Origin of the sequence: Streptomyces sp. NPDC058470 (assembly GCF_042721055.1) — a bacterium.
Taxonomy (GTDB): Bacteria; Actinomycetota; Actinomycetes; order Streptomycetales; family Streptomycetaceae; genus Streptomyces.
The window spans coordinates 1-23,062 of sequence record NZ_JBHXMF010000051.1 but is presented as its reverse complement, the minus strand read 5'-3'; the positions used below and the strand labels follow the sequence as shown (position 1 = coordinate 23,062).

Annotated in this window: 18 protein-coding genes and 3 pseudogenes; 11 read left to right on the top strand and 10 right to left on the bottom strand. The window is 69.1% G+C overall.

What is annotated here, in order from left to right:
• The first annotated feature begins 218 nt into the window (after positions 1–218).
• The 3 genes from ACFWP7_RS31295 (at position 219) to ACFWP7_RS31285 (ending at position 3,313) form a co-directional block, all read left to right on the top strand.
• On the top strand, positions 219–1,805 hold the full coding sequence (locus ACFWP7_RS31295) for an ABC transporter substrate-binding protein (protein ID WP_384388164.1): 1,587 nt from the start codon (positions 219–221) through the stop codon (positions 1,803–1,805).
• 107 nt (positions 1,806–1,912) lie between these two features.
• Positions 1,913–2,596: a uracil-DNA glycosylase gene (ung, locus tag ACFWP7_RS31290; protein WP_384388161.1), complete on the top strand. Its 684-nt coding sequence runs from the start codon at positions 1,913–1,915 to the stop codon at positions 2,594–2,596.
• A gap of 141 nt (positions 2,597–2,737) precedes the next feature.
• Positions 2,738–3,313 (top strand): hypothetical protein, encoded by a 576-nt coding sequence (locus ACFWP7_RS31285; protein ID WP_384388158.1) that lies wholly within the window; start codon positions 2,738–2,740, stop codon positions 3,311–3,313.
• A 61-nt stretch (positions 3,314–3,374) separates the two neighbouring features.
• Here the strand turns inward: ACFWP7_RS31285 and ACFWP7_RS31280 are convergent, their stop codons facing one another.
• Entirely contained in the window at positions 3,375–3,833 is a 459-nt protein-coding gene (locus ACFWP7_RS31280; RefSeq protein WP_384388156.1) for a hypothetical protein, read from the bottom strand.
• Positions 3,834–4,058: 225 nt separating this feature from the next.
• Between ACFWP7_RS31280 and ACFWP7_RS31275 the strand changes: the two genes are divergently transcribed.
• Positions 4,059–4,970 carry a Gfo/Idh/MocA family protein gene (locus ACFWP7_RS31275; RefSeq protein WP_384388154.1) on the top strand — a complete coding sequence of 304 codons (912 nt, stop codon included), beginning with the start codon at positions 4,059–4,061 and terminating at the stop codon, positions 4,968–4,970.
• On the opposite strand, the gene lnt is transcribed toward ACFWP7_RS31275, so the two are convergent.
• Positions 4,888–6,462, bottom strand: a complete 1,575-nt coding sequence (lnt, locus tag ACFWP7_RS31270; protein WP_384388151.1) for an apolipoprotein N-acyltransferase — start codon at positions 6,460–6,462, stop codon at positions 4,888–4,890. The two genes, ACFWP7_RS31275 and lnt, sit on opposite strands and share 83 nt — an antisense overlap.
• Positions 6,463–6,605: 143 nt before the next feature.
• Positions 6,606–7,094, bottom strand: coding sequence for a nuclear transport factor 2 family protein (locus tag ACFWP7_RS31265; RefSeq protein WP_384388148.1), 489 nt, complete (start codon positions 7,092–7,094; stop codon positions 6,606–6,608).
• Between the two features lie 135 nt (positions 7,095–7,229).
• Between ACFWP7_RS31265 and ACFWP7_RS31260 the strand changes: the two genes are divergently transcribed.
• A complete protein-coding gene (locus ACFWP7_RS31260; RefSeq protein ID WP_384388145.1) occupies positions 7,230–8,216 on the top strand; it encodes an LLM class flavin-dependent oxidoreductase in 987 nt (328 codons plus the stop codon).
• Positions 8,217–8,278: 62 nt separating this feature from the next.
• Positions 8,279–9,262, top strand: coding sequence for an NAD(P)-dependent alcohol dehydrogenase (locus ACFWP7_RS31255; RefSeq protein WP_384388142.1), 984 nt, complete (start codon positions 8,279–8,281; stop codon positions 9,260–9,262).
• 45 nt (positions 9,263–9,307) lie between these two features.
• On the opposite strand, the gene ACFWP7_RS31250 is transcribed toward ACFWP7_RS31255, so the two are convergent.
• Positions 9,308–11,368: a restriction endonuclease gene (locus ACFWP7_RS31250; protein WP_384388139.1), complete on the bottom strand. Its 2,061-nt coding sequence runs from the start codon at positions 11,366–11,368 to the stop codon at positions 9,308–9,310.
• A 191-nt stretch (positions 11,369–11,559) separates the two neighbouring features.
• Entirely contained in the window at positions 11,560–13,230 is a 1,671-nt protein-coding gene (locus ACFWP7_RS31245) for an ABC transporter substrate-binding protein (protein WP_384388137.1), read from the bottom strand.
• 263 nt (positions 13,231–13,493) lie between these two features.
• Between ACFWP7_RS31245 and ACFWP7_RS31240 the strand changes: the two genes are divergently transcribed.
• Complete coding sequence (locus ACFWP7_RS31240) at positions 13,494–15,893, top strand: PAS domain S-box protein (RefSeq protein ID WP_384388135.1); 2,400 nt, start codon at positions 13,494–13,496, stop codon at positions 15,891–15,893.
• A gap of 741 nt (positions 15,894–16,634) precedes the next feature.
• Here the strand turns inward: ACFWP7_RS31240 and ACFWP7_RS31235 are convergent.
• Together ACFWP7_RS31235 and ACFWP7_RS31230 are read right to left on the bottom strand one after the other, a co-directional pair.
• Positions 16,635–16,814, bottom strand: coding sequence for a hypothetical protein (locus tag ACFWP7_RS31235; protein ID WP_384388132.1), 180 nt, complete (start codon positions 16,812–16,814; stop codon positions 16,635–16,637).
• A 341-nt stretch (positions 16,815–17,155) separates the two neighbouring features.
• Positions 17,156–18,031, bottom strand: a complete 876-nt coding sequence (locus ACFWP7_RS31230; RefSeq protein ID WP_384388130.1) for an undecaprenyl-diphosphate phosphatase — start codon at positions 18,029–18,031, stop codon at positions 17,156–17,158.
• A gap of 231 nt (positions 18,032–18,262) precedes the next feature.
• On the opposite strand from ACFWP7_RS31230, the pseudogene ACFWP7_RS31225 reads away from it, so the two are divergent.
• Together ACFWP7_RS31225 and ACFWP7_RS31220 are read left to right on the top strand one after the other, a co-directional pair.
• Positions 18,263–18,687, top strand: a pseudogene (locus ACFWP7_RS31225) (DUF6807 family protein); the annotation flags it as partial.
• On the top strand, positions 18,684–19,439 hold the full coding sequence (locus ACFWP7_RS31220; protein ID WP_384388127.1) for a cupin domain-containing protein: 756 nt from the start codon (positions 18,684–18,686) through the stop codon (positions 19,437–19,439). The pseudogene ACFWP7_RS31225 and the gene ACFWP7_RS31220, both read left to right, overlap by 4 nt.
• Before the next feature lie 19 nt (positions 19,440–19,458).
• Here the strand turns inward: ACFWP7_RS31220 and ACFWP7_RS31215 are convergent, their stop codons facing one another.
• Positions 19,459–19,920, bottom strand: a complete 462-nt coding sequence (locus ACFWP7_RS31215) for a winged helix-turn-helix transcriptional regulator (protein ID WP_384388124.1) — start codon at positions 19,918–19,920, stop codon at positions 19,459–19,461.
• Positions 19,921–20,022: 102 nt separating this feature from the next.
• Between ACFWP7_RS31215 and ACFWP7_RS31210 the strand changes: the two are divergent.
• Positions 20,023–20,648, top strand: a pseudogene (locus ACFWP7_RS31210) (beta-ketoacyl synthase N-terminal-like domain-containing protein); the annotation flags it as partial.
• A gap of 71 nt (positions 20,649–20,719) precedes the next feature.
• Here the strand turns inward: ACFWP7_RS31210 and ACFWP7_RS31205 are convergent.
• Positions 20,720–21,574 carry a TVP38/TMEM64 family protein gene (locus ACFWP7_RS31205; protein ID WP_384388122.1) on the bottom strand — a complete coding sequence of 285 codons (855 nt, stop codon included), beginning with the start codon at positions 21,572–21,574 and terminating at the stop codon, positions 20,720–20,722.
• A gap of 49 nt (positions 21,575–21,623) precedes the next feature.
• Here ACFWP7_RS31205 and ACFWP7_RS31200 point away from each other — a divergent pair, with 49 nt between their 5' ends.
• A complete protein-coding gene (locus ACFWP7_RS31200; RefSeq protein ID WP_384388120.1) occupies positions 21,624–22,358 on the top strand; it encodes a DNA alkylation repair protein in 735 nt (244 codons plus the stop codon).
• A gap of 476 nt (positions 22,359–22,834) precedes the next feature.
• On the opposite strand, the pseudogene ACFWP7_RS31195 reads toward ACFWP7_RS31200, so the two are convergent.
• Positions 22,835–23,062, bottom strand: a pseudogene (locus ACFWP7_RS31195) (transposase); the annotation flags it as partial.

Here is a 23,062-nt window from a genome sequence, read left to right as displayed (position 1 = left end):
GAACGCGCCAGTGTCGACGAAAGAAATCGACCCCCCGCGCCGATGTACAAGTTGACAGAAATCGCACCCGCGTCAACGCATCGCGGACGCACATCAGCATGACAACGTAGTCACATACATGCTGATCAAGTGCCCTGCCGGGAACACGGTTCCCCCGGCGGGGTACTGCGGTATGGTCTGCCGTCGTCCCTTGGTACGGCAGATCGAGGAGCGTTCGCGTGTTCAACCGGAATCGGAACCGATCGCTGCGGCAGCTGGCGACGCTCACGTCGATATCCCTGGTGGCCGGATGCGGCGTCCTCTCCTCGGGCGCGCCGGCGGACGAGGGGCCGATCGTCGTGGGTACCACCAGCGCTCCGAGCACGCTGGATCCGGCGGCCTCCTGGGACGGCTCCTGGGAGCTTTTCCGCAACATCTACCAGACGCTGCTGAGCTACCCCAACGGCTCGGTCGAGCCCGCGCCCGACGCGGCCGAGAGCTGCAGGTTCACTGACACGTCGAATCGCACCTACAGCTGTCGGCTGCGCGCGGACATGAAGTTCTCCGACGGGGACAAGCTCGACGCCCGGGCGGTCAAGTACTCGATCGACCGGATCAGGACGATCGGTGTCGTCGGCGGTCCCGCGGGGCTGCTGGGCAGCCTCGACCGGGTCCAGGCGCTGAGCGACCGTGAGGTCGTCTTCCACCTCAACAAGTCCGACGCGACCTTCCCGTTCGTCCTGGCCACCCCCGCCATGTCGATCGTCGATCCCGATGACTACCCCGTCGACGCCCTGCGCAAGGACGGTCAGGTCTCCGGCTCGGGGCCCTACACCCTGCGGTCCTACGAAGAGGGCAAGCAGGCCGAACTCGTCAGCAACGACCGCTACAAAGGCTTCGCCGACCGCAAGAACGACGCGGTCACCATCCGCTACTTCCAGGACTCGGCGCAGATGGTCGCCGCTCTCCGCGACAAGGACATCGACGTCACCTTCCGCGGCCTCGCTGCCGCGGACATCGTCTCCCTACGCGGACAGGACCCGGACAAGAGCATCCAGCTCATCGAGGGCGCGGGCGCCGAGATCAGCTACCTGGTGTTCAACCCGAAGGACCGGTGGGCCGCGATGCCGGCCGTCCGCAAGGCCGTTGCCCAGATCGTCGACCGGCCGGCGATCGCGAACAAGATCTACAAGGACACCGTCGAGCCGCTGTACTCCATGGTCCCCAAGGGGCTGACCGGGCACACAGTGGGCTTTTTCGACGACTACGGGTACCCCAGTACGTCCAAGGCCCGGCAGATCCTCCTGGAGGCGGGCATCACCGAGCGCGTCCCGCTCACCTTCTGGTACACGACCGACCGGTACGGCTCCGAGACGGCCCCCGAGTTCCGGGAGCTCAAGAGGCAGTTGGAGGGATCCGGCCTCTTCACGGTCACCCTCAAGAGCCGTCCCTGGAAGACGTACGAAGAGGGCTACCGCAAGGGCGAGTACCCGGTGTTCGGGCGAGGCTGGTTCCCCGACTTCCCGGACGCCGAGAACTTCATCGCACCCTTCGTGGGCGAGGAGAACGCGCTCGGTACGCCCTATCCGTCCCCGTACATCACGAACAACCTGCTTCCCGAGTCGCGCCGTGAGACCGACCGCGGAGCAGTGGTCAAGGAGTTCGAGGAGGCCCAGCAGATCCTCGTGGACGACGCCCGGCTGCTGCCGTTGTGGCAGGGCAAGCAGTATGTGGCCGCGAGCGAGGACATCTCGGGCGGCGAGGTCGCCCTGGACCCGTCGACGATCATGACGATGTGGGCGCTGTACCGGAAGACCAGCTGGTAGCGCGGGGGCTCGGACCCGGTTGTGGTGCGAGGGGTCCGGAGCAGGTTGTCAGTGGGCGGCGGTAGGTTCTGTGCTCCGGAAGTGACCGCACATCGGAGGAAGTTGACGTGACCGATATCGCCATGCTGCCCGAGTCCTGGCGCGACGTCCTGGGCGACGAGCTGCAGCAGCCCTACTTCAAGGAACTCACCGAGTTCGTCGAGGAGGAGCGTGCGAAGGGCCCCGTCTTCCCTCCCAGGGAGGAGGTCTTCGCCGCTCTCGACGCGACGCCGTACGAGCGCGTGAAGGTGCTGATCCTCGGTCAGGACCCGTACCACGGCGAGGGCCAGGGGCACGGTCTGTGCTTCTCCGTCCGCCCCGGTGTGAAGACCCCGCCCTCACTCCGCAACATCTACAAGGAGATGAAAGAGGAGCTGGGCACCCCGATCCCGGACAACGGCTATCTGATGCCGTGGGCCCAGCAGGGCGTCCTGCTGCTCAACGCGGTGCTGACCGTGCGCGCCGGCGAGGCCAACTCGCACAAGGGTCAGGGCTGGGAGAAGTTCACGGACGCGGTCATCCGCGCCGTCGCCGACCGGCCCGACCCGGCGGTGTTCGTCCTGTGGGGCAACTACGCGCAGAAGAAGCTTCCGCTGATCGACGAGACGCGGCACGTGGTCGTGAAGGGGGCGCACCCCTCGCCGCTGTCCGCGAAGAAGTGGTTCGGCTCGCGTCCGTTCACGCAGATCAACGAGGCCGTGGCCGTCCAGGGCCACGAGGCGATCGACTGGCGGATTCAGGACCTCGGCTGACGGGCCCTGGGGGCGTCGCCGTGCCAGGACCGTCACCGGCCTGGCCCAGCGGAGTACGGAGGCGCCTGAGCGTGATTGTCAGTGGCTGCCGTTAGCGTCGTTGGCGTCGGGAGGATCAGTGACGAGCCTGTGGAGGACGCGGTGGCGGAGCAACAGGAGCAGGCGGCGCCGGATGCCATGATGACCCGGATCGGGCAGGCCGTCATGTTGCACCACGGCGGTGACCGCGAGGAGGCCCGGGGCCGCTTCCTGGACCTGTGGGCGGAGATCGGCGAGGACGGCGACCCCCTGCACCGCTGCACGCTGGCGCACTACATGGCCGACACGCAGGACGACCCCTCGGACGAACTCGCCTGGGACCTGCGGGCGTTGTCGGCGGCCGAGGAGCTCACCGACGGACGGATCGCCGAGCACCACGATTCGCTCGCGGTGCGCGCGTTCTATCCGTCCCTGCATCTGAATCTCGCCGCCGACTATGTGAAGCTCGGCCGAACCGAGGCCGCCCGCACCCATCTGCGCCGGGCGCGCGGTGCGGTCGGCGCCCTCGGGGAGGACAGCTACGGGGACGGTGTCCGGGCGGCGATCGGCCGCCTGGAGCTGCGGCTCGAGGGGGACGGGACCTCGGGGTCGGGCGAAGGACCCGGGTCACTGGGCGGCCCCGGCTCCTCGGGTGGGCCCGGAGGGGAGACGCTGGGGCCGCCGAGACGGCGATCCTGAAAGGGGGACGACTGGACTTCGGGGTGCGCGGGTGAGGGCGTACCGGAAGGCGCCGGTTCGGTCAGCGGCCGTACGTCCCCTGGCAGATGACCGCCTCCGGGCTGTCCGCCGTCCAGCCTCCGTACTTCCTGCCCAGGGCACACACGTCCGTGGTCGTCGGGACCTCCGGGACCACGGGCAGGACGGTGATGTGCGGGTCGGGGCGCGCCGGCTCGGGATGAGGGGCGGTGCGGGGCCGGCGTGGAGCGGGCGGTGGCGCGGCGGGCGGCGGAGGGGCCGCCCTGCGCGGTGCGGGCGGGCTGGGGGAGGGTTTTCGGGACGGACCGACGAGCTCCAGCGCCTCCCGCGCCGGTGCCTGCACGACCTGCGGCTCGGCCCTGCCGTCCGGACGTGGCACGGAGGGGCCGGCCGGTGCGGGCGGAAGGCCGGAAGAGGGGGGCCGCTGGACGGTCACACAGCCGGAGAGGGCGGTGACGGCCACGGTGACCAGGAGCGTCGCGGTCGTGGTTGATCGATGCACCCGCGCAACTCTGCTGTGTCGGAACCTCTTTGGGGAGCGGACAAGCGGAGGATGCCCCGCACGGGTGATCCTTCCGCTCCTCCGGAGGGCGCCCGCATCCGTGAGGTGACCCGGCGGCCCCGAGGCGTCCGACCCGACAGCCGTATGCTTCCCGACGAGGCCCGGCGAGGTCAGAAACCCCGAAGTACCCCAGAACGCGCAACGCACCCCTTGAGGAGACCCCCCGTGAAGGTCGGCTGCATCGGACTCGGTGACATCGCGCAGAAGGCGTATCTGCCGGTGCTGAGCGTGCAGCCGGGCGTCGAGCTGCATGTGCAGACCCGCACGCCCGCGACGCTCACCCGGGTCGCCGACAGCCTCCACCTTCCGCAGGCCCAGCGCCACACCGACCTGGCGGAGCTGCTGGCCCAGGATCTCGACGCCGCTTTCGTGCACGCGGCCACCGTGGCGCACCCGGAGATCGTCACGCGCCTGCTGGAGGCCGGCGTACCGACGTACGTGGACAAGCCCCTCGCGTACGAACTCGCCGACTCGGAGCGGCTGGTGCGGCTCGCGGAGGAGCGGAACGTCAGCCTGGCGGTGGGCTTCAACCGGCGTCACGCGCCCGGGTACACACAGTGCGCCGACCACCCGCGGGAGCTGATCCTGATGCAGAAGAACCGCATCGGGCTGCCGGAGCGGACCCGCACCATGATCCTCGACGACTTCATCCATGTCGTCGACACCCTGCGGTTCCTGGCGCCGGGGCCCATCGACGACGTGACGGTACGCGCCCGTGCCGAGGGCGGACTGCTGCACCACGTCGTACTGCAGCTCGCCGGGGACGGCTTCACCGCGCTCGGTGTGATGAACCGGCTGAGCGGTTCGGCGGAGGAGATCCTCGAGGTCTCGGGTCAGGACACCAAGCGGCAGGTGCTCAACCTCGCCGAGGTGATCGACCACAAGGGGCAGCCGACCGTGCGGCGGCGCGGGGACTGGGTACCGGTGGCCAGGCAGCGCGGCATCGAGCAGGTGGTGCTCGCCTTCCTGGACGCCGTGCGCGCGGGCAAGGTGCTCAGTGCCCGGGACGCACTGGCGACTCATGAGCTGTGCGAGCAAGTGGTACGTGCAGTGGAGGAGCAGGCCGCCGCAGCCTGAACGCGCGGGTGCCCTCCGCCGCGCACAGGAGCGCCAGCACCAGCAGGGACGCGTGCACAGGCCAGTCGCCGAACCTGACGTACGGCGTGACACCCCGCGCCACCGGCACCTCGTACACCATCGTCGTGCTCGCGTCGGTCCCGAGCCAGGAGCCCACGCGCTCGCCGCTCGGCCCGTAGACGGCGGACACACCGGTCAGTGTCGCGTGCACCATCGAGCGGCCGGTCTCGGCGGCTCGCAGCGCGGCGAGCGAGGCGTGTTGCTCGGGCGCCCAGCTGTGCTGGAAGCTCGATGTCGACGATTGTGCGAGGAGTACCTCGGCGCCGTCCTGGGCGAGATGGCGGCTCATGTCGGGGAACGCCGACTCGAAGCAGACCATCGGGCCGACCCGCAGCCCGTTCCCGACGTTCATCACCACCTGCTCGGTGCCCTGCATACGGTCCTCGCCCGCCGCCTTGCCCACGGACGTCGCCCAGCCGAGGACGCCGCGCGCGGGAACGTACTCGCCGAAGGGAACCAGCCGCATCTTGTCGTACCGATCGCCGGTCGGTCCCTGGGGGCCCACCAGGACCGAGCTCTTGTAGATGCCGGGCCGGTCGGAGCGGCGCGCGTCGACGTTCACCAGGACGTCGGCGCCCGTGAGCCGTGCCAGCGTGGCGATCCGGTTCGCCAGGTCGGGCCGGTCGGCGAGGTCGAAGCCGACGCTGCTCTCGCCCCAGACGACGAGGTCGAGGTCCTGTCCGGCGAGCGTGCGGGTGAGCGCCTCCTCGCGCGCGAAGCGCTTCTCGATACTGTCCAGCCCGTCGACGACACCGGGTTGTACGACGGCGATCCGGACCGTGCCTTCCACGTCGGGGCGCGGCGACCATGCCCAGGCCGCCGAGGTCGCGGCGGCGGTGGCGACCAGGCCGGCCACCGCGGGTATTCGGGCCCGGCGCACCGAGACCAGTACGGCGACGGCGACGTTGACCGTCACCACCAGGAAGCTGAGCAGCCACACCCCGCCGACCGAGGCGAGCCGTAGCGCGGGCCCCACCTGCCACTGGCTCGACCCGAGCAGCCCCCAGGGGCCGCCCAAGCCCTGCCAGGACCGGACGAGTTCGACGATCAGCCAGCCGGACGGCAGCACCACGAGCGCCGCCGCGACCTGCCCGGGTGAGGGCGCACCGCCGAGGAACCGCCGTACGAGCCAGCCCCAGGGGGCCCACAGCGCGCCGAGCAGTGCGGCTATGGCCACCGTGAACACATTCAGGCTCGGCAGCAGCCAGTGGTGCACGGCCAGCATGAAACCGAGCCCGCCGAGCCAGCCGTCGTAGGCGGCCCGCTTTCCCGTCGGGGCCGAGCGGACCAGCAGGATCCAGGGGACGAGGGCGACGTACGCGAACCACCACAAGGAGGGGGCGGGGAAGGCGAACACGGGCAGCGCGCCGGCCGGCGCGGCGAGGATGCCACGTCGCCAGGGGGAGGCGAGCCAGCGCTCGGGCCTGGTCATATGGCGCCTCCCCTCCCCGGTGCGTCCTCTCAGTGTGAGCGTTGGGGGCGATCTCCGACAGGGGGTGTCGGGTCGGGGTGCGGCTGTTCTCGGCCGGGGCGCTCGGGTGACTGCCGTTCAGAGTCGTTGAGGGGACGGCGCGGTCAGCTGGTGGCTGCGGGCTCCTGACGTGCCGGCGAGGTGCGGCGCCACTTCTCCTGGACGACCACCTCGCGCAGCCGCCAGCCGTCGTACGTACGCACCAGTGCGAAGGCATAGCGGCCGCCGCACACGAAGTCCGGCGCGGTGGAACCGCTGTCGTCGGCCGTGAACCTCATCGGGTTGATGTAGTCCGCCTGGATCCGGGCCGTGTCGCCGGTGTCCTGATCCAACTGCCCGAACCGCACACGCCGGTTGACGATCAGATGCTGGCGCATCGGAAACGGGTCGATGCTCTGGGAAAGCCATCCCGCCACCTGGTCTGCGTCCCCCTCGATTCCGCCTGCGGAGCGGTAGTCCGCACGTCCGTCCGGTGCGAACAGACCCCGATACCCCTCCCAGTCGCCGTCGTCCACTGCCACCGCGTACTCGGTGACGAGTCCGTCCACGGCGAACCGGTCCATCACGGTCGCGAGCTCCACACGCTGCGTCATTGGATCAGTGTTGGCTACGGGACGTGCCACGCCAAGGGGCTAAGCGGTGATATTCAGCGGTCATCGGGTTCGGTGGCCGATCAGCCCTGCGCGCAGCAGGGGTTGGGCCTGGTGGACGTTTCCTATACTGACCGCATGATCACCGTACCGGTCAGCGCGCTCGAAGTGGCCATGGTCCAGACGGGCGCCCGAGTGGCGGACACGCTGCGAGACACCACCGAGTTCGCCCGACGCCTTGAGGAACTCGGTTATCTGCGCCTCTGGTACGCCGAGCATCACCACTCACCGGCCATCGGAGCGTTCCCGCCCGTCGTCCTGACCGCCCACGCGGCCGCGTTGACGTCGTCGATCCGTCTCGGCTCCGGGGGCGTTCTCGCTCCGAACCACGCCCCGATCATGCTGGCCGAGCAGTTCGGCACGCTGGCCGCGCTGCACGAGGGCCGGATCGACCTGGGCATCGGCCGTGGACCGGGTACCTTCGACGACTCCACGGCGCGGGCTCTGCGTCGTGGGGCCGGTCCGACAACGGACGACGAGTACCGCGACGACGTGTCGGCGACTCTGCGTTTCCTGGTGGACGAGGTCGCGCTCGACCCGCTCCCGGAGCCGTGGCTGCTGTCATCGAGTACGGCCGGTGCCGCGCTCGCCGCGGAACTCGGACTGCCGATCGCCTTCGCCCATCACATCCGGCCCGACAACACCCTGGCCGCGCTCAACCACTACCGCGAGCATTTCTCCCCCTCCCGCTGGTGCGCGCGCCCGCGCGTGCTGATCTGCGTGGAAACGGTGTGCGCCGACACGGAGGAGGAGGCCACCCGGCTTGCCGGCCCGATGGTCGTCGTCAAGGCCGCACTCCTCAAAGGACGGGGCGATCTCGCCTTTCCCACGCCCGAGGAGGCGGCGACCCACGCGTTCACCGAAGAAGAGGCGCAGGCACTGACGGGCTTCCGCGCCCAACAGGCATACGGCTCACCCGACACGGTTGCGAAGCAACTGGCGAACCTGGTCGACGTGACCGGTGCGGACGAACTCATGCTGGTGACGCCCGTCTACGCGCTGGCCGACCGACTGAGGTCGTACGAACTCGTCAAACAGCACGTCGTTCTGCCGACGGCGTCATAGCTGGGCTTCCTGTCCTCACCGACAACCCGAGCGTTGCCCGACATTGCCGCTAAGGTCCGATCATGAAGGCAGCTGTGCACAACCGGTACGGGCCGCCGGCCGTGGTCCGGATCGCCGAGGTGGACACGCCCTCGATCGGTGACCACGACGTGCTGGTGAAGGTGCACGCGACGACGGTCAACAGGACGGACTGCGCCTACCGGGCGGCCAGGCCCTTCTTCGTACGTATGCTCACGGGCCTTGTCCGGCCGCGGCGTACGGTGCTCGGGACCGAGTACGCGGGGGTGGTGGAAGCGGTCGGGAGCGATGTCACGTCCTTCACGGTCGGCGACCGGGTGTTCGGATACAACGAGGGCGCGTTCGGAGCCCATGCCGAGTACCTGGCGGTGCCCCAGGACGGGCCCGTCGCGACCATGCCGATGGGCGTGACCTTCGAGGAGACCGCTCCCGGGACAGAGGGCTCGCACTATGCGCTGGCCTTCATCAGGAAGGCGGACGTCCGAGCCGGGCAGGACGTCCTCGTGTACGGCGCGACCGGCGCCATCGGCTCGGCGGCGGTGCAACTTCTGAAGCATTTCGGGGCCGCCGTGACCGCGGTGTGCGGCACGGCGCACGTGGAGCTGGCGAAGGGCCTGGGCGCCGACCGGGTCGTCGACCACATGACCCAGGACTTCACCATGGACGAGCAGCGCTACGACGCGGTGTTCGACGCGGTCGGGAAGAGTACGTTCGCCCGCTGCAGGCGACTGCTGAAACCGGACGGGATCTACCTGTCCTCGGAGCTGGGCCCCTGGTGCCAGAATCTGCTTCTGCCGTTCGTGACGCCCCTGCTCCGCGGCAGGAAGGTGAAGTTCCCCTTTCCGAAGCAGGATCAGGAGATGATGCGGTTTTTCGGGGACCTGATCGAGGTGGGTGAGTTCAGGCCGCTCATCGATCGTCGGTACCCGTTGGAGGAGATCGTCGACGCCTATCGGTATGTCGAGACCGGGCAGAAGACCGGCAACGTCGTGATCACTGTCGTGAACACCGGTGTACCGGAGAAATGACCCTGGCGCGGGATCTGTTCGTCGGACGTCCGGACTCGGGCCGAGCTACTCGACGTCGATGCCGTAGTCCTGGACGAGTTGCTCCAGGCCGCCCGTGTAGCCCTTGCCGCCGAGGACGAACTCCCAGTCCCCGTTTGACCTTCGGCGGAAGGAGCCGAGTACCAAGGCGGTTTCGAGCGGTCGGCCGTCGGAGACCTCAAGCCGTCCCAGCTCGGACATCTCCGGATCGAGGAGCCGGATGCCGGCGTTGGTGAAGCCGGAGAGATCGGCGTCCGGGTTGACCTCCGGGTCGATGGCCGCCACAAGTACGAACCGATCTGACTCCGCCGGGAGTCCGTCGAAGGAGACGCAGATCGCGGCCTTGTCAGGCTCTGTTGCCGGCAGGACACGTACGGAGCCGTCGGGTGTCTGTGGGTTGTTGAAGAAGACGAAGTGATCGTCGCTGAGGACGCGGTTGCCGTGGCAGACGAGGGCGCACACGTCCAGGGCGACGCTTCCGGTCCAGGACATGCCCAGCACGTTGTAGTCGTCGGGCAGTCGAGTGGGTGGATTCGACGGCGTCGGCCGCGGCGCGGCCGGCCGGCCGCCCTCACCCAGTCGCCCGCGCAGCCCATGACGATGCAGCAGGTCGACCAGCTCACCGCCCGCGATGAGTTCCAGCGGCTTGCCATTGGCGAAGGTGTGCGAGCCGGGGCCGAACCCCGACGTCGTGACAAGGACGCCCTTGTTGGCGCCCGCGTCCTGCACCGTTCCGTACAGGTCACGTACGGCGGTGGGTGGCACCGTGTTGCGGTAGCGCTTCACCTGAACGACGATCTTGCCGCCTCGGATCGGTGTCGGATCCAGCGCGTCGACGTCCACACCGCCGTCGTTGGAGCGCTGGGTCGTCACCGCCTGCATTCCCATGGCCCGGAAGAGCTCGGCGACGAGACCCTCGAAGGCGACCGGATCCATGTCGTACAGGTCCGGTTCCTCATCGCTGCCGTGGGCGACAACGCGGTTTCCGACCTCTTGCGGCCGCCGGCTCGGCCGTACCGGAGTGAGTTGGTCGGGCCGGGGCGAGAGCTGGCCTCGCAGCCCGTCGGCCAGGCAGCTGCTCGCGTCCACCTGTGCCAGGTGCAGGTCACGGAACGAAGAGCGCGAAGCCATGACCGTCGCGAGGAACATCTGGCCCGGCCGGCCCGTCGTGGGGTCGTGTCCCTCCACGAACCCGTTCAATGCCACTGACTCAAGGGCACCCAACTCATCCGCGGCGTAGAGCTCGTTCAGGACCAGCAGCATGCACTGTGCGAGAACCTCCCCGTACAACGCGCGGCGCTGGCCTGCCGGGCGGGGGGTCTCCTTGTCCTGGTCCGTTCCGGACATGTACCGAACGGACTTGACCTCAGGGACGATGCTGTAGGCGGGCAACTCCCAATCCAGCACCAGCTGTCGGGCTGCGGGGTCGTAGGCCGCCGCGACCTGACGCGGGAATCCTTCGGGCCATGCCGTGGAGGCGTAGAGAGCGGCGGAGAAGTACTCGACCACGGAATCGGGGTCCAGGCGCCTCACGCCTTCGGTTGTCGCGACGACGCCGGCGTTGTGGGCCCGTACGTCCGCCAGTTGGGCATCGGCCCACTGGCGGTACTCCCGCTGGTAGGACGCCAGTTGTTGCTGCCGGCTGGCCTCCGCCGTCTGGGCGGCGTGCCAGTCCCGCTCGAAGCGTGTCCGTGCCTCGGCCTGCGCCTGGGCCCGGCGACTCGCGGTCCAACCGCTCTGCGTCTGGTACTGGTTGCAGTCCGGCATGGGCACGGGATGCGCCAAGGGTCCTGGAGCGAAGGGCTGGATGTCCTCAGGTCGCGTGAGCGAGGAAGCCCGGAAGGCCGGGGCGTGACAACCCGCAGCGAGCAGGCCCTGCAGTGACGCGACCTGCGCGTCCAGTTCCTCGGTGCGGCGCAGGGCATCCGCCTGCCGGTACTCGCGGCGGGTCTGGGCAGCTCGGCGCTGGTAGGCCCGCGCCTGCTGAGCTTCCTGTCTCCGCTGTCTGGCTTCGGCTTCCAACTGGCGCTGCTGCTGCCGTTGGACCTCAGCCCACACACCGACATAACCAGTAGAGCGACGACTCATTTGCTGCAGGCCCTCCCCAGGACGTTGGCAGCCGAAAGGCACCTTGGTTGTCCCCACAACCAGCTGTGACGGGACGACTCTATCCAGCAACTGCGGTCACGCATATCCATTCGTCAAAGGCCGGCGGCCTGAGTCGACCCCGCAGGTCGAGTAACCGGGGAGGGGCCAATCGGCAGTTGGCCGTTCCGGCATCAGTTCGTGTAGTCGACCTTGGACCAGTCGACCCCCTCACCCGCGTACCAGTTGATGCCGGTCACGTCCCTGCGCGTGCCCACCTGGAAGCCGGGCTGCGCTATCCAGAGCCAAGGGGCGTCATTCGCGATGATCCTGGCGCAGCGCTTGTGCTCCTCGACCCGCTGGTCCCAACTGAGTTGAGGCAGACCTGCCTCGGCCAGGCAGGCGTCGGTCCTCGCGCTGCTGTATCCGCCCCAGTTGTTGGAGCTCTTCGACTGGTAGAAGACTCCGAGCGCGTAGGCGGGGTCCGGCGAATCGGCCCCGAAGCTCTGGAAGAACATCGGCCGCTTGCCACCGAACAACGCGCGCGTGTATGTCGAGGGCGGGAGTGCTTCGAGTTCCAGTGTCACTCCGACGTCTCTGAACGCGCTCCGGAGCTCGGCGCCGACCGGCTCTCCGAGTGGCTCCGCGGTGCTGTAGGCCAAGGTCGTGGTGAACCCCTTCGCATGGCCTGCCCCCCGCAGCAGTTCGCGTGCCCGTTCGGGGTCGTAGGTGTACGGGTGGAAGTAGGGGTCGAATCCGGCCGCGTGATCCGAGATGGGGCCGTGGGCCGCCCCGGCGAACCCTCGGTAGACCTTCTCGATGATCCGCTGATAGGGGGTCGCGTAGGACAGGGCCTGGCGGACCCGGACGTCGTCAAGTGGTGGGTACTTCGGGTTCATGGGGCTTGAGTGGATGACATAGCCCTGGAAGTTCCAGAGGTGCATGACCTTGCTGCTCTTCAGCGTTTGCATGTCCGCGGGCGACAAGTACTGAGCAACCTGAGCCTCTCCGGTCATCAGCGCGTCCAGGCGGTCGGACGACTTCGGCACCTGCTTGAACGTGATCTGCTCGATCGCGGGAGGGAAGGGATGCTCCTTGTGGGCCTCCCAGACGACCTGGTGCCCAGGGCTGAGCTCGGCGAGTTTGAACGGACCGAAGCCCACGTCGTGGCCTTTCAGCCAGCGCTTGGCCCAGGGATCGCCTGAGGACGCATGGCTTTTCGCCAGCTTGGAGTCGACCATCGCACGCCAGAACTCGCTCATCGTGAGAAGCAGGTCGGGCCCTGGCTCCGCCAGCTCGATGCGGACCGTGTAACGGTCGAGGACCTTCACATCCTCCGCTCGCTCGATGGTGGCGAGGGTGTTGTAGAAGCTCGTGATGCCGTCGACCGCGAAGCTTCGGTCGAAGGTCCACTTCACGTCGTCGGCCGTGAACTCGTTCCCTGCGTGGCTCGGCCAGTCCTTTCGCAGCGAGAACGTGTACGTTCTTCCGCCGTTGGTGACCTCCCAGCCCTCGGCCATGCGCGGCTCCGTGATGTCCTGGAAGTCGCCGGCCTGCCACGCGAGGTCGAAGCCTCCAGGCTCGCCGGGAGCGGGGATGGCCTTCCAACGGGTCAGACGGTCGTTCAGGTTGAAGACGTGGTCGTACACCTCCTTGCCGAACACGAGCTCCCAGTCGAGGCTGGGAGGCGTTGTCGCCGCCGCGACGACCAACTGCTTGGACGGTGTGGTCCGGCTGCCGCAGCCCGCGACCAACGATCCTGCGAACGGCATCCCCACCACCGCCGCAGCGGACTCCAGGAACGACCTCCGGGTCACCGCACGGCGGAAACCGCCGGTGGGCGGGCCATTGGGCTGGTCCGTCATCGAACCTCCTCGCCCGGGCATTAAGGACGATGACCATCCGGACGGGAGGGGGTTCGGCGCGCTACGCTCCGCCCGGCGAAGCCGGTTGGTCCCCGACGGCACCTCCGGTTCAGGAGCACCGCCGAGAGGTCGAATCCTCGCTCTGGGGCCCCCTCTTGACCGATTCCGTCACGCTAGCGCACCGTGCACCGACGTCCAAGAACGCGTCTTTCTCTGGCAGCGCCGAAGGAGGAGACTTGTCTCGTTCCACACCGGAGTTGAGCATGCGGCCTCGGCAGATTCTCACCGTAGCGATGGTCCTGGGGTTGACCGTTGCCGGCTTCTTCGGTGCTCGCCTGCTGGGCGAGCGAGACGCCCAACGCGACTCCCACCACCGCGCCGAACTCGCCGCCGCGCAGATTCGCGAGCGCGTCGAGCAGGGCTCCTCGCTGGCAGAGAGCCTCCGCCGGTTCATGGCGAGCGCCGCCGGGACCCGGATCACAGGCGGAGAGTTCGAAAGCAACGCATCCAGATGGCTCGGCCCGGCAGGCTTCCCCACCGCCGCGTGGGTCGAACAGATACCCGCTTCGCGCCGTGCCGCCTACGAGCGCCGGATCGGCCATCCCATCGTCACCCGCGACCCGCATCTCCGGGTCGTGCCCGTCGGACCGCAGCCCTCGTATCTGCCGGCGACCCTGGTCTCCGGCACTCCTCCGGTGACGGTGCCCGGGATCGATCTCGGCAGCGAACCGGGCGTGGCCGAGGCGGTGACCCGCGCGAGCGGGCTCTACGAGGCAAGCTCAACCCCTCTGGCAACGCTACGAGACGGTACGAGGGGGCTGTTTCTCATCAGGGCCGCTCCGCGCGTCAGCGAGGCAGGCGTCGAACCCGGGTTCGTGATGCTGTTCGTATCAGAACTCTCCCTGCGCACAGCGACCACGGACACGGTGCCGCTGCAGCTCACCGTAGGCGGCACCTCCACCGGAGATCTTGGTGGGGCGAAGGCGGTGCACAGCACCTTCATGAAGGCAGGACAGCGGTTCGACGTCGCTGCGCCGCAGGAGTCGGTGCACGGCGCCGCCGCGTTCCTGCCCTGGATCATCCTTGCGGCAGGCCTCGTCCTCGCGGCCCTCGCCGGGGTGCTCGGGGTCAACGCGGCGCGGCGAGCCAGGGCGCAGGGCGAGCTCGACCGCATTTTCCGTCTCTCCTCCGATCTCATCGCGGTCGCCGATTTCGACGGACGTCTCACGCGAATCAATCCGGCCGTGGAACAGATACTCGGATACAGGGTGGAGGAGTTCCTGGCGCGGCCGTACATGGAGCTCATCCATCCGGATGACCGTGAGAAGACTGCCGCACAGTGGGTCACGATCTCCCAAGGGAAGAAGATCACGGCGTTCGAGAACCGGTTCGTTCGTAAGGACGGCTCGTACCGAGTACTTGAGTGGACATCGACTCCTGTTCTCGAAGAAGGGACCATGTACGGGATGGCGCGCGACGTGACAGATCGTCGGCGGGCCGAGAGCGAGTTGAGGCGGCTCGCAGGTGAGCAGGCGGCGCTGCGGCGCGTGGCGACCCTTGTCGCCAGGGGGGTGCCGCCGGTGGAGGTCTTCGCGGCCGTCGCCGTGGAGGGGGAGCGGCTCCTCGACGCCCAGGCCACAGCGATCGGGAAGCTCGAGCCCGACGGGACGATGGCCATCGTGGCCAGCAGCGGTACCGCACGCGACTTACTCCCGGTGGGCAGTCGTCTGAAACTTGAGCCGGTGTTGGCATTGACCGAGGTGGTGCGGACCGGCCGGTCGGCTCGCGTCGACGACTTCAGCCGCGCGTCGGATTCCGTCAGGCGCAGGGCGCAGCGGTTGGGGATTCGTTGTTCCGTGGCGGTTCCGATCATGGTCGGAGGCGCTCTCTGGGGAGCGATTGCCGCCGGTACGAGCCGTGACCGGTTTCCGGACGACGCCGAGCAGCGCATGACCGACTTCACGGAACTGCTCGCGACCGCCATCGCCAACGCGGACAGCCGCGCCGAGCTTGCCGCCTCGCGCAGACGGATCGTCGCGGCGTCCGACGCGGCTCGCCGTCGGATCGAGCGGGACCTTCATGACGGCACGCAGCAGCAGTTGGTCTCGCTCGTGCTGGACGTGCGCGCCGAGGAGGCGAATGTTCCTCCTGAGAGGAACGATCTTCGCGCCTCGCTTTCCCGATTCGCGACGGGACTGGCCGCCGCGATCGACGATCTGCAGGAGATCTCGCGTGGGATCCACCCCGCGATCCTTTCCGCGGGCGGTGTCGGTCCGGCCCTGCGGACGCTCGCGCGCCGATCGGCGATCCCCGTCGAACTCGATGTCGCGACGAAAACGCGGCTCCCTGAACCGATCGAGGTTGCGGCGTACTTCGTCGCGTCGGAGGCCTTGGCCAACGCGACGAAGCATGCGCGAGCGTCGCACATAGAGGTTTCGCTCGCGCTGCGCGACGGCGGCCTACTGCTGTCGATTCGCGACGACGGCGTCGGCGGAGCGGATTCCAGCCGGGGCTCGGGACTCGTCGGCTTGCAGGATCGAGTCGAGGCGCTCGGCGGGACGATCAGGATCACAAGCCCGGACGGTGGCGGAACATCGCTCGTCGTCACGCTTCCGTTCGACATTGAGCCGCCGCGGACGGAAACAGGCGGCACCACGGAGTAGCGGTGACGTGGGGACATACGGGCCGAGGCGAGAGCGCGACGCGGCTGCCTGAAGGGACCCAGGGGAGTGCAGCCGCAGCCGGGTCCGAAGGTGCTCCAACTGATCTCCAGGGCGCGAGGCAGCGGCCCGGAGCCCAGCGGCCGGGCTGATCGTGAGCATCTGCGGTGCGACACCGCTCGCAGCGGAGATCCACAGCCTGCTACGTGCGGAGAAATCGAGCGCGAGGCAGCGCTGTCGAGCGCCGCCGCCATGCCATCGGACGTTCGCTGGCGCGCCCGCGGCGCCTTCGGTCGTCGCCGTCGGGCCTGCGGCATCGTGGGGCTGACGGCATCGTGGGGCTGACGGCGGCGTGTCCGCGGCGCTGTGGGCCGGTCGCCGTCGGGCCTGGGGCGCCCTCGATCCGTCGCAGTTGTCCGCGGCGCCGTCGCGCCGTCGCAGTTGTCCGCGTAACGCCTTCAGGCGGCGGCTCATTGGATCCGGCGCGAGCACGGGCGGGAGCGCCCGCGCCCGGGGGCCCGCCCGGGACTCCGACTCCAGGCCGGCTCGGCGATCGGGCTTCGTCCCCAAGCCGGCTCGGCGACCCGACGCCGACCCCAAGCCAGCAAAGTGACCGGACTCCGGCCTCAGCCCCCTGGGCGATCGGACTCCGGCCTCAGCCCCCTGGGCGATCGGGCTCCGATTCCAGGCCCCCTGGGCGATCGGGCTCCGATTCCAGGCCCCCTCGGCGACCGGGCTCCGTCCTCAGGCCGCCTCGATGATCTCGCCGCGTATCGCCTTGGCCCACTCCACGACCAACAGCTCGTACTCTGCTCGCTCCTGCGCCGAAAGGGAGCCGCCCGCGCGCATCCACAGCGCGCGAATCTGTTCGTTCACTGCGGCGGCAGACCGCACGGAACCAGAGGCCACGAAATTGGGGGACATGGCTGCAAGACTAAGGGCAAGGACTGACAGTGCGCTACCAGACGGCTACTCAGCTCGTATGTGGTTGGTCACGACCGACGCGTTCACGGCCGCTCGGCCCAGGTCGGAGACCAGTTCAGCAGGGGCCATCGAGCTGCCCAACTCGTCGCGGAGCGGGGTGAGATGCCAGGTGGAGTGAGCGGTCGGCGCGGTGACGCCCCGCCGTGCGGAGTTCCCTTGCCGAGGAGGGCCGGTGCCGCCATGACGGGCGGTACCTCGTCGGCCCGCGCACCGGGCTCCGGGTGCCGGGGAGTTGGGCCTCGGCGCGCCGACCCCGTGCCGGCGTGCCGGAAGCGAGGTCGTCAGCCCGCCGACTCCGCGGCGTGCGGGCTGAGTTGCCCTGTCGTCACCAGCGCGATGATGACGATGCCGAGCGCGATGCGGTAGTAGACGAACGGCATGAAGCTCTTGTGCGAGATGAACTTCATGAACCATGCGATGACGGCGTACCCGACCACGAACGCGATGACCGTCGCGAAGATCGTCGGGCCCCAGGAGACGTCGCCGCCCTCGCTGGCGTCCTTGAGCTCGAAGACCCCGGAGGCGAGTACGGCCGGCATGGCGAGCAAGAAGGAGTAACGGGCCGCCGCCTCACGGGTGTAGCCCATGAACAGGCCACCGCTGATGGTCGCGCCCGACCGGGAGACGCCGGGGACCAACGCCATCGCCTGGCAGAGGCCGTACAGCAGGCCGTCCTTGGTGTTCAGGTCCTGAAGTGTCTTGCGTTCCCTGGCGGCCCGGTGCTTCCCGCCCGTCTCGTCACGGGCGGCGAGCCGGTCGGCGATACCGATGACGATGCCCATCACGATCAGCATCGTCGCGGTGATCCGCAGATCGCGGAACGGCCCCTCGATCTGGTCCTTGAGCGTCACCCCGAGCACACCGATCGGAATCGAGCCGACGATCACCAGCCAGCCCATCTGCGCGTCGTGGTCGCTGCGCATCGCCTTGTTCACGAGCGAGCGGGACCACGCCGAGATGATCCGCGCGACATCCTTGCGGAAGTAGATCAGTACCGCGGCCTCGGTGCCGAGTTGGGTGATCGCGGTGAAGGCCGCGCCCGGGTCCTCCCAGCCCGCGAAAGCCGCCGTCAGCCGCAGATGCGCGCTGGAAGACACGGGAAGGAACTCGGTCAGCCCCTGGACGAGTCCGAGGATGAGGGATTCAAACCAAGACATGAAGTTACGTGGTCCCCGTACTGATCGTGGAGGGGCGACGGGCGCACCGCGCCGCTGATCGCGGTGATCACGGGTGGTGTTGAGGGCAGCGTAGCGTCCCCGTCCGACAGTCCTGCCACAGGGGTTTGGTAGGCGGAGTGCACAGGAGGCTCCGGAGGCCGGTCCGGGGGCTGGACGACCGCGTTGCAGGTGTTGCCCTGCGGCTGGGCCGACGCATACGTTTCAGCGGTGCCGCTGCGCTTCGGCAGTCCGACCACTGGGGGGCGCGAAATGGCAGGCTGTACGGGCCTGTTCTGTCGGGGGCCGCGGTCCTTCCGGGACGGGCGGGTCATCGGCCCCACTCCGAAGGGGCGGAGCTGATGGGGCGGCGGGCACCCTGGCTCGCGTACTCGGGCGGACACGACGGCTCCGACGGACACGCGACGCTCGTCTTCGCGCATGTCCCTGAGAACGACCACTCCGGGGAGGCGGGAGCCCACCAGGCCCACTGGTTCGTACGCAACGAACCGTTCGCCACCGTCGCCCCGTCGCTCGCCTTCCACGACGAACTGGAACTGGCACCCGACACGCTCACCCGCCGCTACCGGGTCGTCGTGGCCGAGGGGGTCCGGGAGCCCGAGGAGGTCGCGAAGTACCTGGAGGAGCACCCGTGGTGAGCTCGCGGAGTGCACCGGGCGAGGTGGCCTTCAGGGGTTTCGCCGGGCTCCCGGGAGCCGTCGCCGTCTCGCACCTGTGCGTCTACGACTGGCCCGCGGCCGACGGCGTCCGGGGCGGAACTCCCCATGTACACCTGACCTGTTCGGAGGCGTACGTTGTCACCGGCGGGTGCGGCGCGGTGCAGACGCTGACGACGTCCGGGTACGAGGTCACGCCGCTCTCACCCGGCACCGTCGCGTGGTTCACGTCCGGCACCATCCACCGGCTGGTCAACGAGGACGATCTGCGCATCACCGTACTCATGCAGAACAACGGGCTTCCGGAGGCAGGCGACGCCGTGCTCACCCTGCCCCCGCGCTACCTGACCGACGCGGATACGTACGCGGCCGCGACGGTCATCCCGGCCGACGCGCCCGAGGAGGAACGGGAGCGGGTGGCCCGGGCCCGGCGTGACCTCGCTGTCGAGGGCTACCGGGCGCTGCGCGACGCGGTCGGGCCCGAGCCGCTCGCCGCGTTCCACCGGGCCGCCGCCGCGCTGGTCCGGCCCCGGCTCGCCGAGTGGCGCGAGCGGTGGCAGCGGGGCGCCGAGGCGGCAGCCGCGGCCACCGGGCAGCAGCTCGACCGTCTGGAGCGGGGCGACACGTCCCACCTCGGCGACGCCCTCGTACGGGCTGAACATCCGTCCGCGCTCGGCCGGTTCGGGATGTGCGGACGGCTCGACGTCTACGACGGCCAAGAGGTGAGCCGGTAGCCGGACCGGCAGTCGTCCGCTACGCCACCGCGGGCCCTGTCACCGTCCAGCCCGGGGCCTGCGGGCGCGCTGTCAGGTCGTCGTGTTCGACTTCCTTGCCGCACTCCCTGCAGACGACCTGCGGGACCAGTTCACTGCCGCAGGTGTGCTCCAGCACCATGGGCCGGAAGCCGTCCTCCTGGAGATGGCGGTCGCCCCACGCCATGAGCGTGAGCAGGACGGGCTCCAGCTCCAGCCCGGCCGCCGTGGGCCGGTACTCGTAGCGCTTGGGGCGATCGCTGTACTCGACCTTCTCCAGCACGCCGGCGTCGACGAGCCGCTTCAGCCGGGCGGTCAGTACGTCGCGCGGGGCGCCGATGTTGCGGACGAGCTGGTCGAAGCGCGTGACGCCGAGCGACACCTCGCGCAGCACCAGCAGGGAGTACTTCTCGCCGACCAGGGCGAGCGTGGCGGCAATCGAGCAGGGGCGGGCGTCCTTCATGCGACCAGTCTAATGGGTGGGTTGGTTGTTCCAACCCACTGAGCTACTCTTGGGTCACTTGATGAGTTTGGAAAACAAACTCTGTGGGTTTGGAGATCAGCCATGCGTGACGCCGTGATCGTCGAAGCCGTACGCACCCCCGTCGGCAAGGGAAGCCGAACGGCTCCCTCGCCCACGTCCACCCCGTGGAACTCCTCGCCCACACGCTGCGCACCCTCGTCGAACGCCCCGGAGTGGACCCGGCGCTGATCGACGACGTCATCGGCGGGACCGTCGACCAGGTCGGCGAGCAGGCCATGAACACCACCCGGTACGCCATGCTCTCCGCCGGCTTCCCCGACACGGTGCCCGCGACCACGGTGGACCGCCAGTGCGGCTCCTCGCAGCAGGTCGTGCACTTCGCCGCGCAGGGCGTCATGTCGGGCGCGTACGACGTGGTCGTCGCCTGCGGCGTGGAGTCGATGAGCCGTGTACCCATGTGGTCGAACGTGCCGGCGGGCAAGGATCCCTTCGGACCCGGGGTCGCCGAGCGCTGCCCGGAAGGCCTCGTGCCGCAGGACATCAGCGCCGAACTCGTCGCCGCCAAGTGGGGCATCTCGCGCGAGCGGATGGACGCCTTCGCGGTCGGCTCGCACCAGAAGGCGGCCGCGGCCTGGGAAAAGGGACTCGTCGACGCCGAGGTCGCGCCCCTGGAGGGGGTGGCCCGCGACGAGTGCGTCCGGCCCGCTAGGTCCTGTCGTCACCTTCCCGTCGTCGCCCGGAGGGCGTCGCGAGGCAGACGGGAACGCGACGACAGGACCTAGCGGCCGCGCAGGTGGTGGCGCTTGCGCCAGGCAACCACGACTCCGGCGAGGGCCGGTACGGCGATGAAGGCCATCGCGATGAGGAAGGCGGGCGAAGTCGGTGCCGAGGCCTGGGCTCCGGCGACGACGTACGCGGCGGTGTTCGGGATCGTGCCGAGCGCCGTCGCGAGGAGGAACGGCAGCCAGCGCATGCGGGAGACGGCCGCGCAGTAGTTGGCCGCCCAGAACGGGATGCCCGGGAACAGCCGGGCCGCCATCATCGAGCGGAAGCCGTGGCGGCTGAGCTGCCCGTCCGCCGCCGTCAGCCAGCGCCCGCGCAGCAGCGGGCGCAGCGCGTCCTGCCCGAGCAGCCGGCCGAGCCCGAAGGCCAGTCCCGCGCCGAGCACACTGCCCCCGACGGCGGAGGCGAGGCCCAGCTGGGAGCCGAAGAGGGCGCCCGCCGCGAGGCTCAGCAGGGGCCGTGGCACGAACGCGACCGTGACCAGCCCGTACGCCACCGCGAAGGCCACGACCGCCGCCGCACCGTTGAGCTGTGGCGGCCAGCCGTCGGAGAGCAGCCGCTGTGGTTCGAACAGCAGCACACTCGACGCGGCCCCCGCGAGCAGCACCGCCAGCAGGGAGAGCCGCGACCAGGGCGAGAGCAGGGCTCTCGTGCAGCGCGCGACCAGACTGGCGGGTCTGACGATCAGGCCCGTGGATGCGCCGACGGCGATCTCCGTGGAGATGGCGAGTTCCTTCGCGCCGGAGAGCTCCGTGGAGATGACGAGTTCTCTCGCGACGGCGAATTCCGTGGCGGCGGCCGGGGGGGTGGCCGTGGCGGTGCCCCCAGAGCGGGTGGTGGCATCGAGCATCCGGCGACACTAGCCGACCGAGATGTGTGATCGCCGTATGGTTCGCCTCATGGGCGTCACAGCTTCCGGAACGTCAGGTGCACCGTTCGAGGTGCCGAACAGCGTCCTGGCGGACACCCTGTTGGAACGGCTCACGGCCACATACGCCGCGGCGGCCGATCCGAAGCGGGCCCAGTCGATGCGCACGTACATGAAGGACATCGCGCCCTTCCTCGGTCTCACCACACCCGAGCGGCGCGCCCTGTCGCGCACGGTCCTCCTGAATACCGCACCTCCCGACGAGGCCGACTGCGTCGCGGTCGCCCTTCGCTGCTGGACGCTGCCGGAGCGCGAGTACCACTACTTCGCCGTCGACTACCTGCACCGTCATGTGAAGCGCCTGTCCTCCGACTTCCTGCCGGTGGCACGGCACCTCGTCTCCACGGTCTCCTGGTGGGACACCGTCGACGCACTCGCCTCCCACGTGGTGGGAGGCCTGGTGGCCGCCGACCCGAAGCTCAAGACCGACATGGACACGTGGATCGAGGACGACGACCTGTGGGTCGCGCGCACGGCCCTGCTCCACCAGCTCCGCTACAAGGACGCCACCGACACCGAACGCCTCTTCGGGTACTGCGTCCGCCAGGCCGGGCACCCCGACTACTTCGTCCGCAAAGCGATCGGGTGGTGTCTGCGTGAGTACGCGAAGACCGACCCGCAGGCGGTACGGGACTTCGTGGCCAGGGAGGGCGGGCGGTTCGCGCCGCTGTCCGTTCGTGAGGCTCTGAAGAACGTCGGGCCCTGAAGCCTCCTCACGCACCAGCGGCAACACCCGCCTCCAGGCTGCGGAAAACCATTCGACGTGGGCAGACGCGTCGGCGAAGATCTCCTCATGTTCCGGTACGCCTTCTTCCTCGCAGCATCCGCAGTCGCGGATGCGCCGAAGGCTGCCGTCCCGATCATCGTGGCCGCCGTCGACGGCGCCCGAAGCTGACCCTTCCCGGATCGTCCGGCGGACCCCGCAGGGGGAGGGTCGGCAAGTCCTCGGGGTCCCCGTCCCGGCCCGTATGCGCCGGGGCCATCACTCAGCTCCGCTGACACTGAAGAGGCTTCGAGGTACAGCCATGCCCAAGACGGCTTACGTGCGGACCAAGCCGCACCTGAACATCGGCACCATGGGTCACGTCGACCACGGCAACGCCATGGTTAGCGTATCCACCCCCTAACGAGCTCGTGCATGGTTGGCGGTGAGACGTCGAGGACTTCGGTGGGGCCCGGGGTTCACATCTGCTGAGCCGATGTCAGGTCCGCGGTCTGCTGGTGGGACAGCAGGCCGGCGATGGCTTGCACCGTGTCGCTCATGTGCTCGCGGCGGCCGAGGTGGCGGGCCAGTGCCCGCCAGTTCTTGAGATGTGCGATGCCGTGCTCGACCCGGATGCGGCGTGAGGAATGCTCCTTGCGCTGGCGCTCGTACATCTCCTCGTACCAGTCCGGGGGGTTCTTCTTGAA

Bases quoted from the DNA above. Each gene is read 5' to 3' on its own strand.
- lnt (WP_384388151.1), bottom strand. From the start codon at position 6,462: ATGACCAGGCCCGAGCGCTGGCTCGCCTCCCCCTGGCGACGTGGCATC.
- ACFWP7_RS31265 (WP_384388148.1), bottom strand. From the start codon at position 7,094: ATGACGCAGCGTGTGGAGCTCGCGACCGTGATGGACCGGTTCGCCGTG.
- ACFWP7_RS31260 (WP_384388145.1), top strand. From the start codon at position 7,230: ATGATCACCGTACCGGTCAGCGCGCTCGAAGTGGCCATGGTCCAGACG.
- ACFWP7_RS31255 (WP_384388142.1), top strand. From the start codon at position 8,279: ATGAAGGCAGCTGTGCACAACCGGTACGGGCCGCCGGCCGTGGTCCGG.
- ACFWP7_RS31250 (WP_384388139.1), bottom strand. From the start codon at position 11,368: ATGAGTCGTCGCTCTACTGGTTATGTCGGTGTGTGGGCTGAGGTCCAA.
- ACFWP7_RS31245 (WP_384388137.1), bottom strand. From the start codon at position 13,230: ATGACGGACCAGCCCAATGGCCCGCCCACCGGCGGTTTCCGCCGTGCG.
- ACFWP7_RS31240 (WP_384388135.1), top strand. From the start codon at position 13,494: ATGCGGCCTCGGCAGATTCTCACCGTAGCGATGGTCCTGGGGTTGACC.
- ACFWP7_RS31235 (WP_384388132.1), bottom strand. From the start codon at position 16,814: ATGTCCCCCAATTTCGTGGCCTCTGGTTCCGTGCGGTCTGCCGCCGCA.
- ACFWP7_RS31230 (WP_384388130.1), bottom strand. From the start codon at position 18,031: ATGTCTTGGTTTGAATCCCTCATCCTCGGACTCGTCCAGGGGCTGACC.
- ACFWP7_RS31215 (WP_384388124.1), bottom strand. From the start codon at position 19,920: ATGAAGGACGCCCGCCCCTGCTCGATTGCCGCCACGCTCGCCCTGGTC.
- ACFWP7_RS31205 (WP_384388122.1), bottom strand. From the start codon at position 21,574: ATGCTCGATGCCACCACCCGCTCTGGGGGCACCGCCACGGCCACCCCC.
- ACFWP7_RS31200 (WP_384388120.1), top strand. From the start codon at position 21,624: ATGGGCGTCACAGCTTCCGGAACGTCAGGTGCACCGTTCGAGGTGCCG.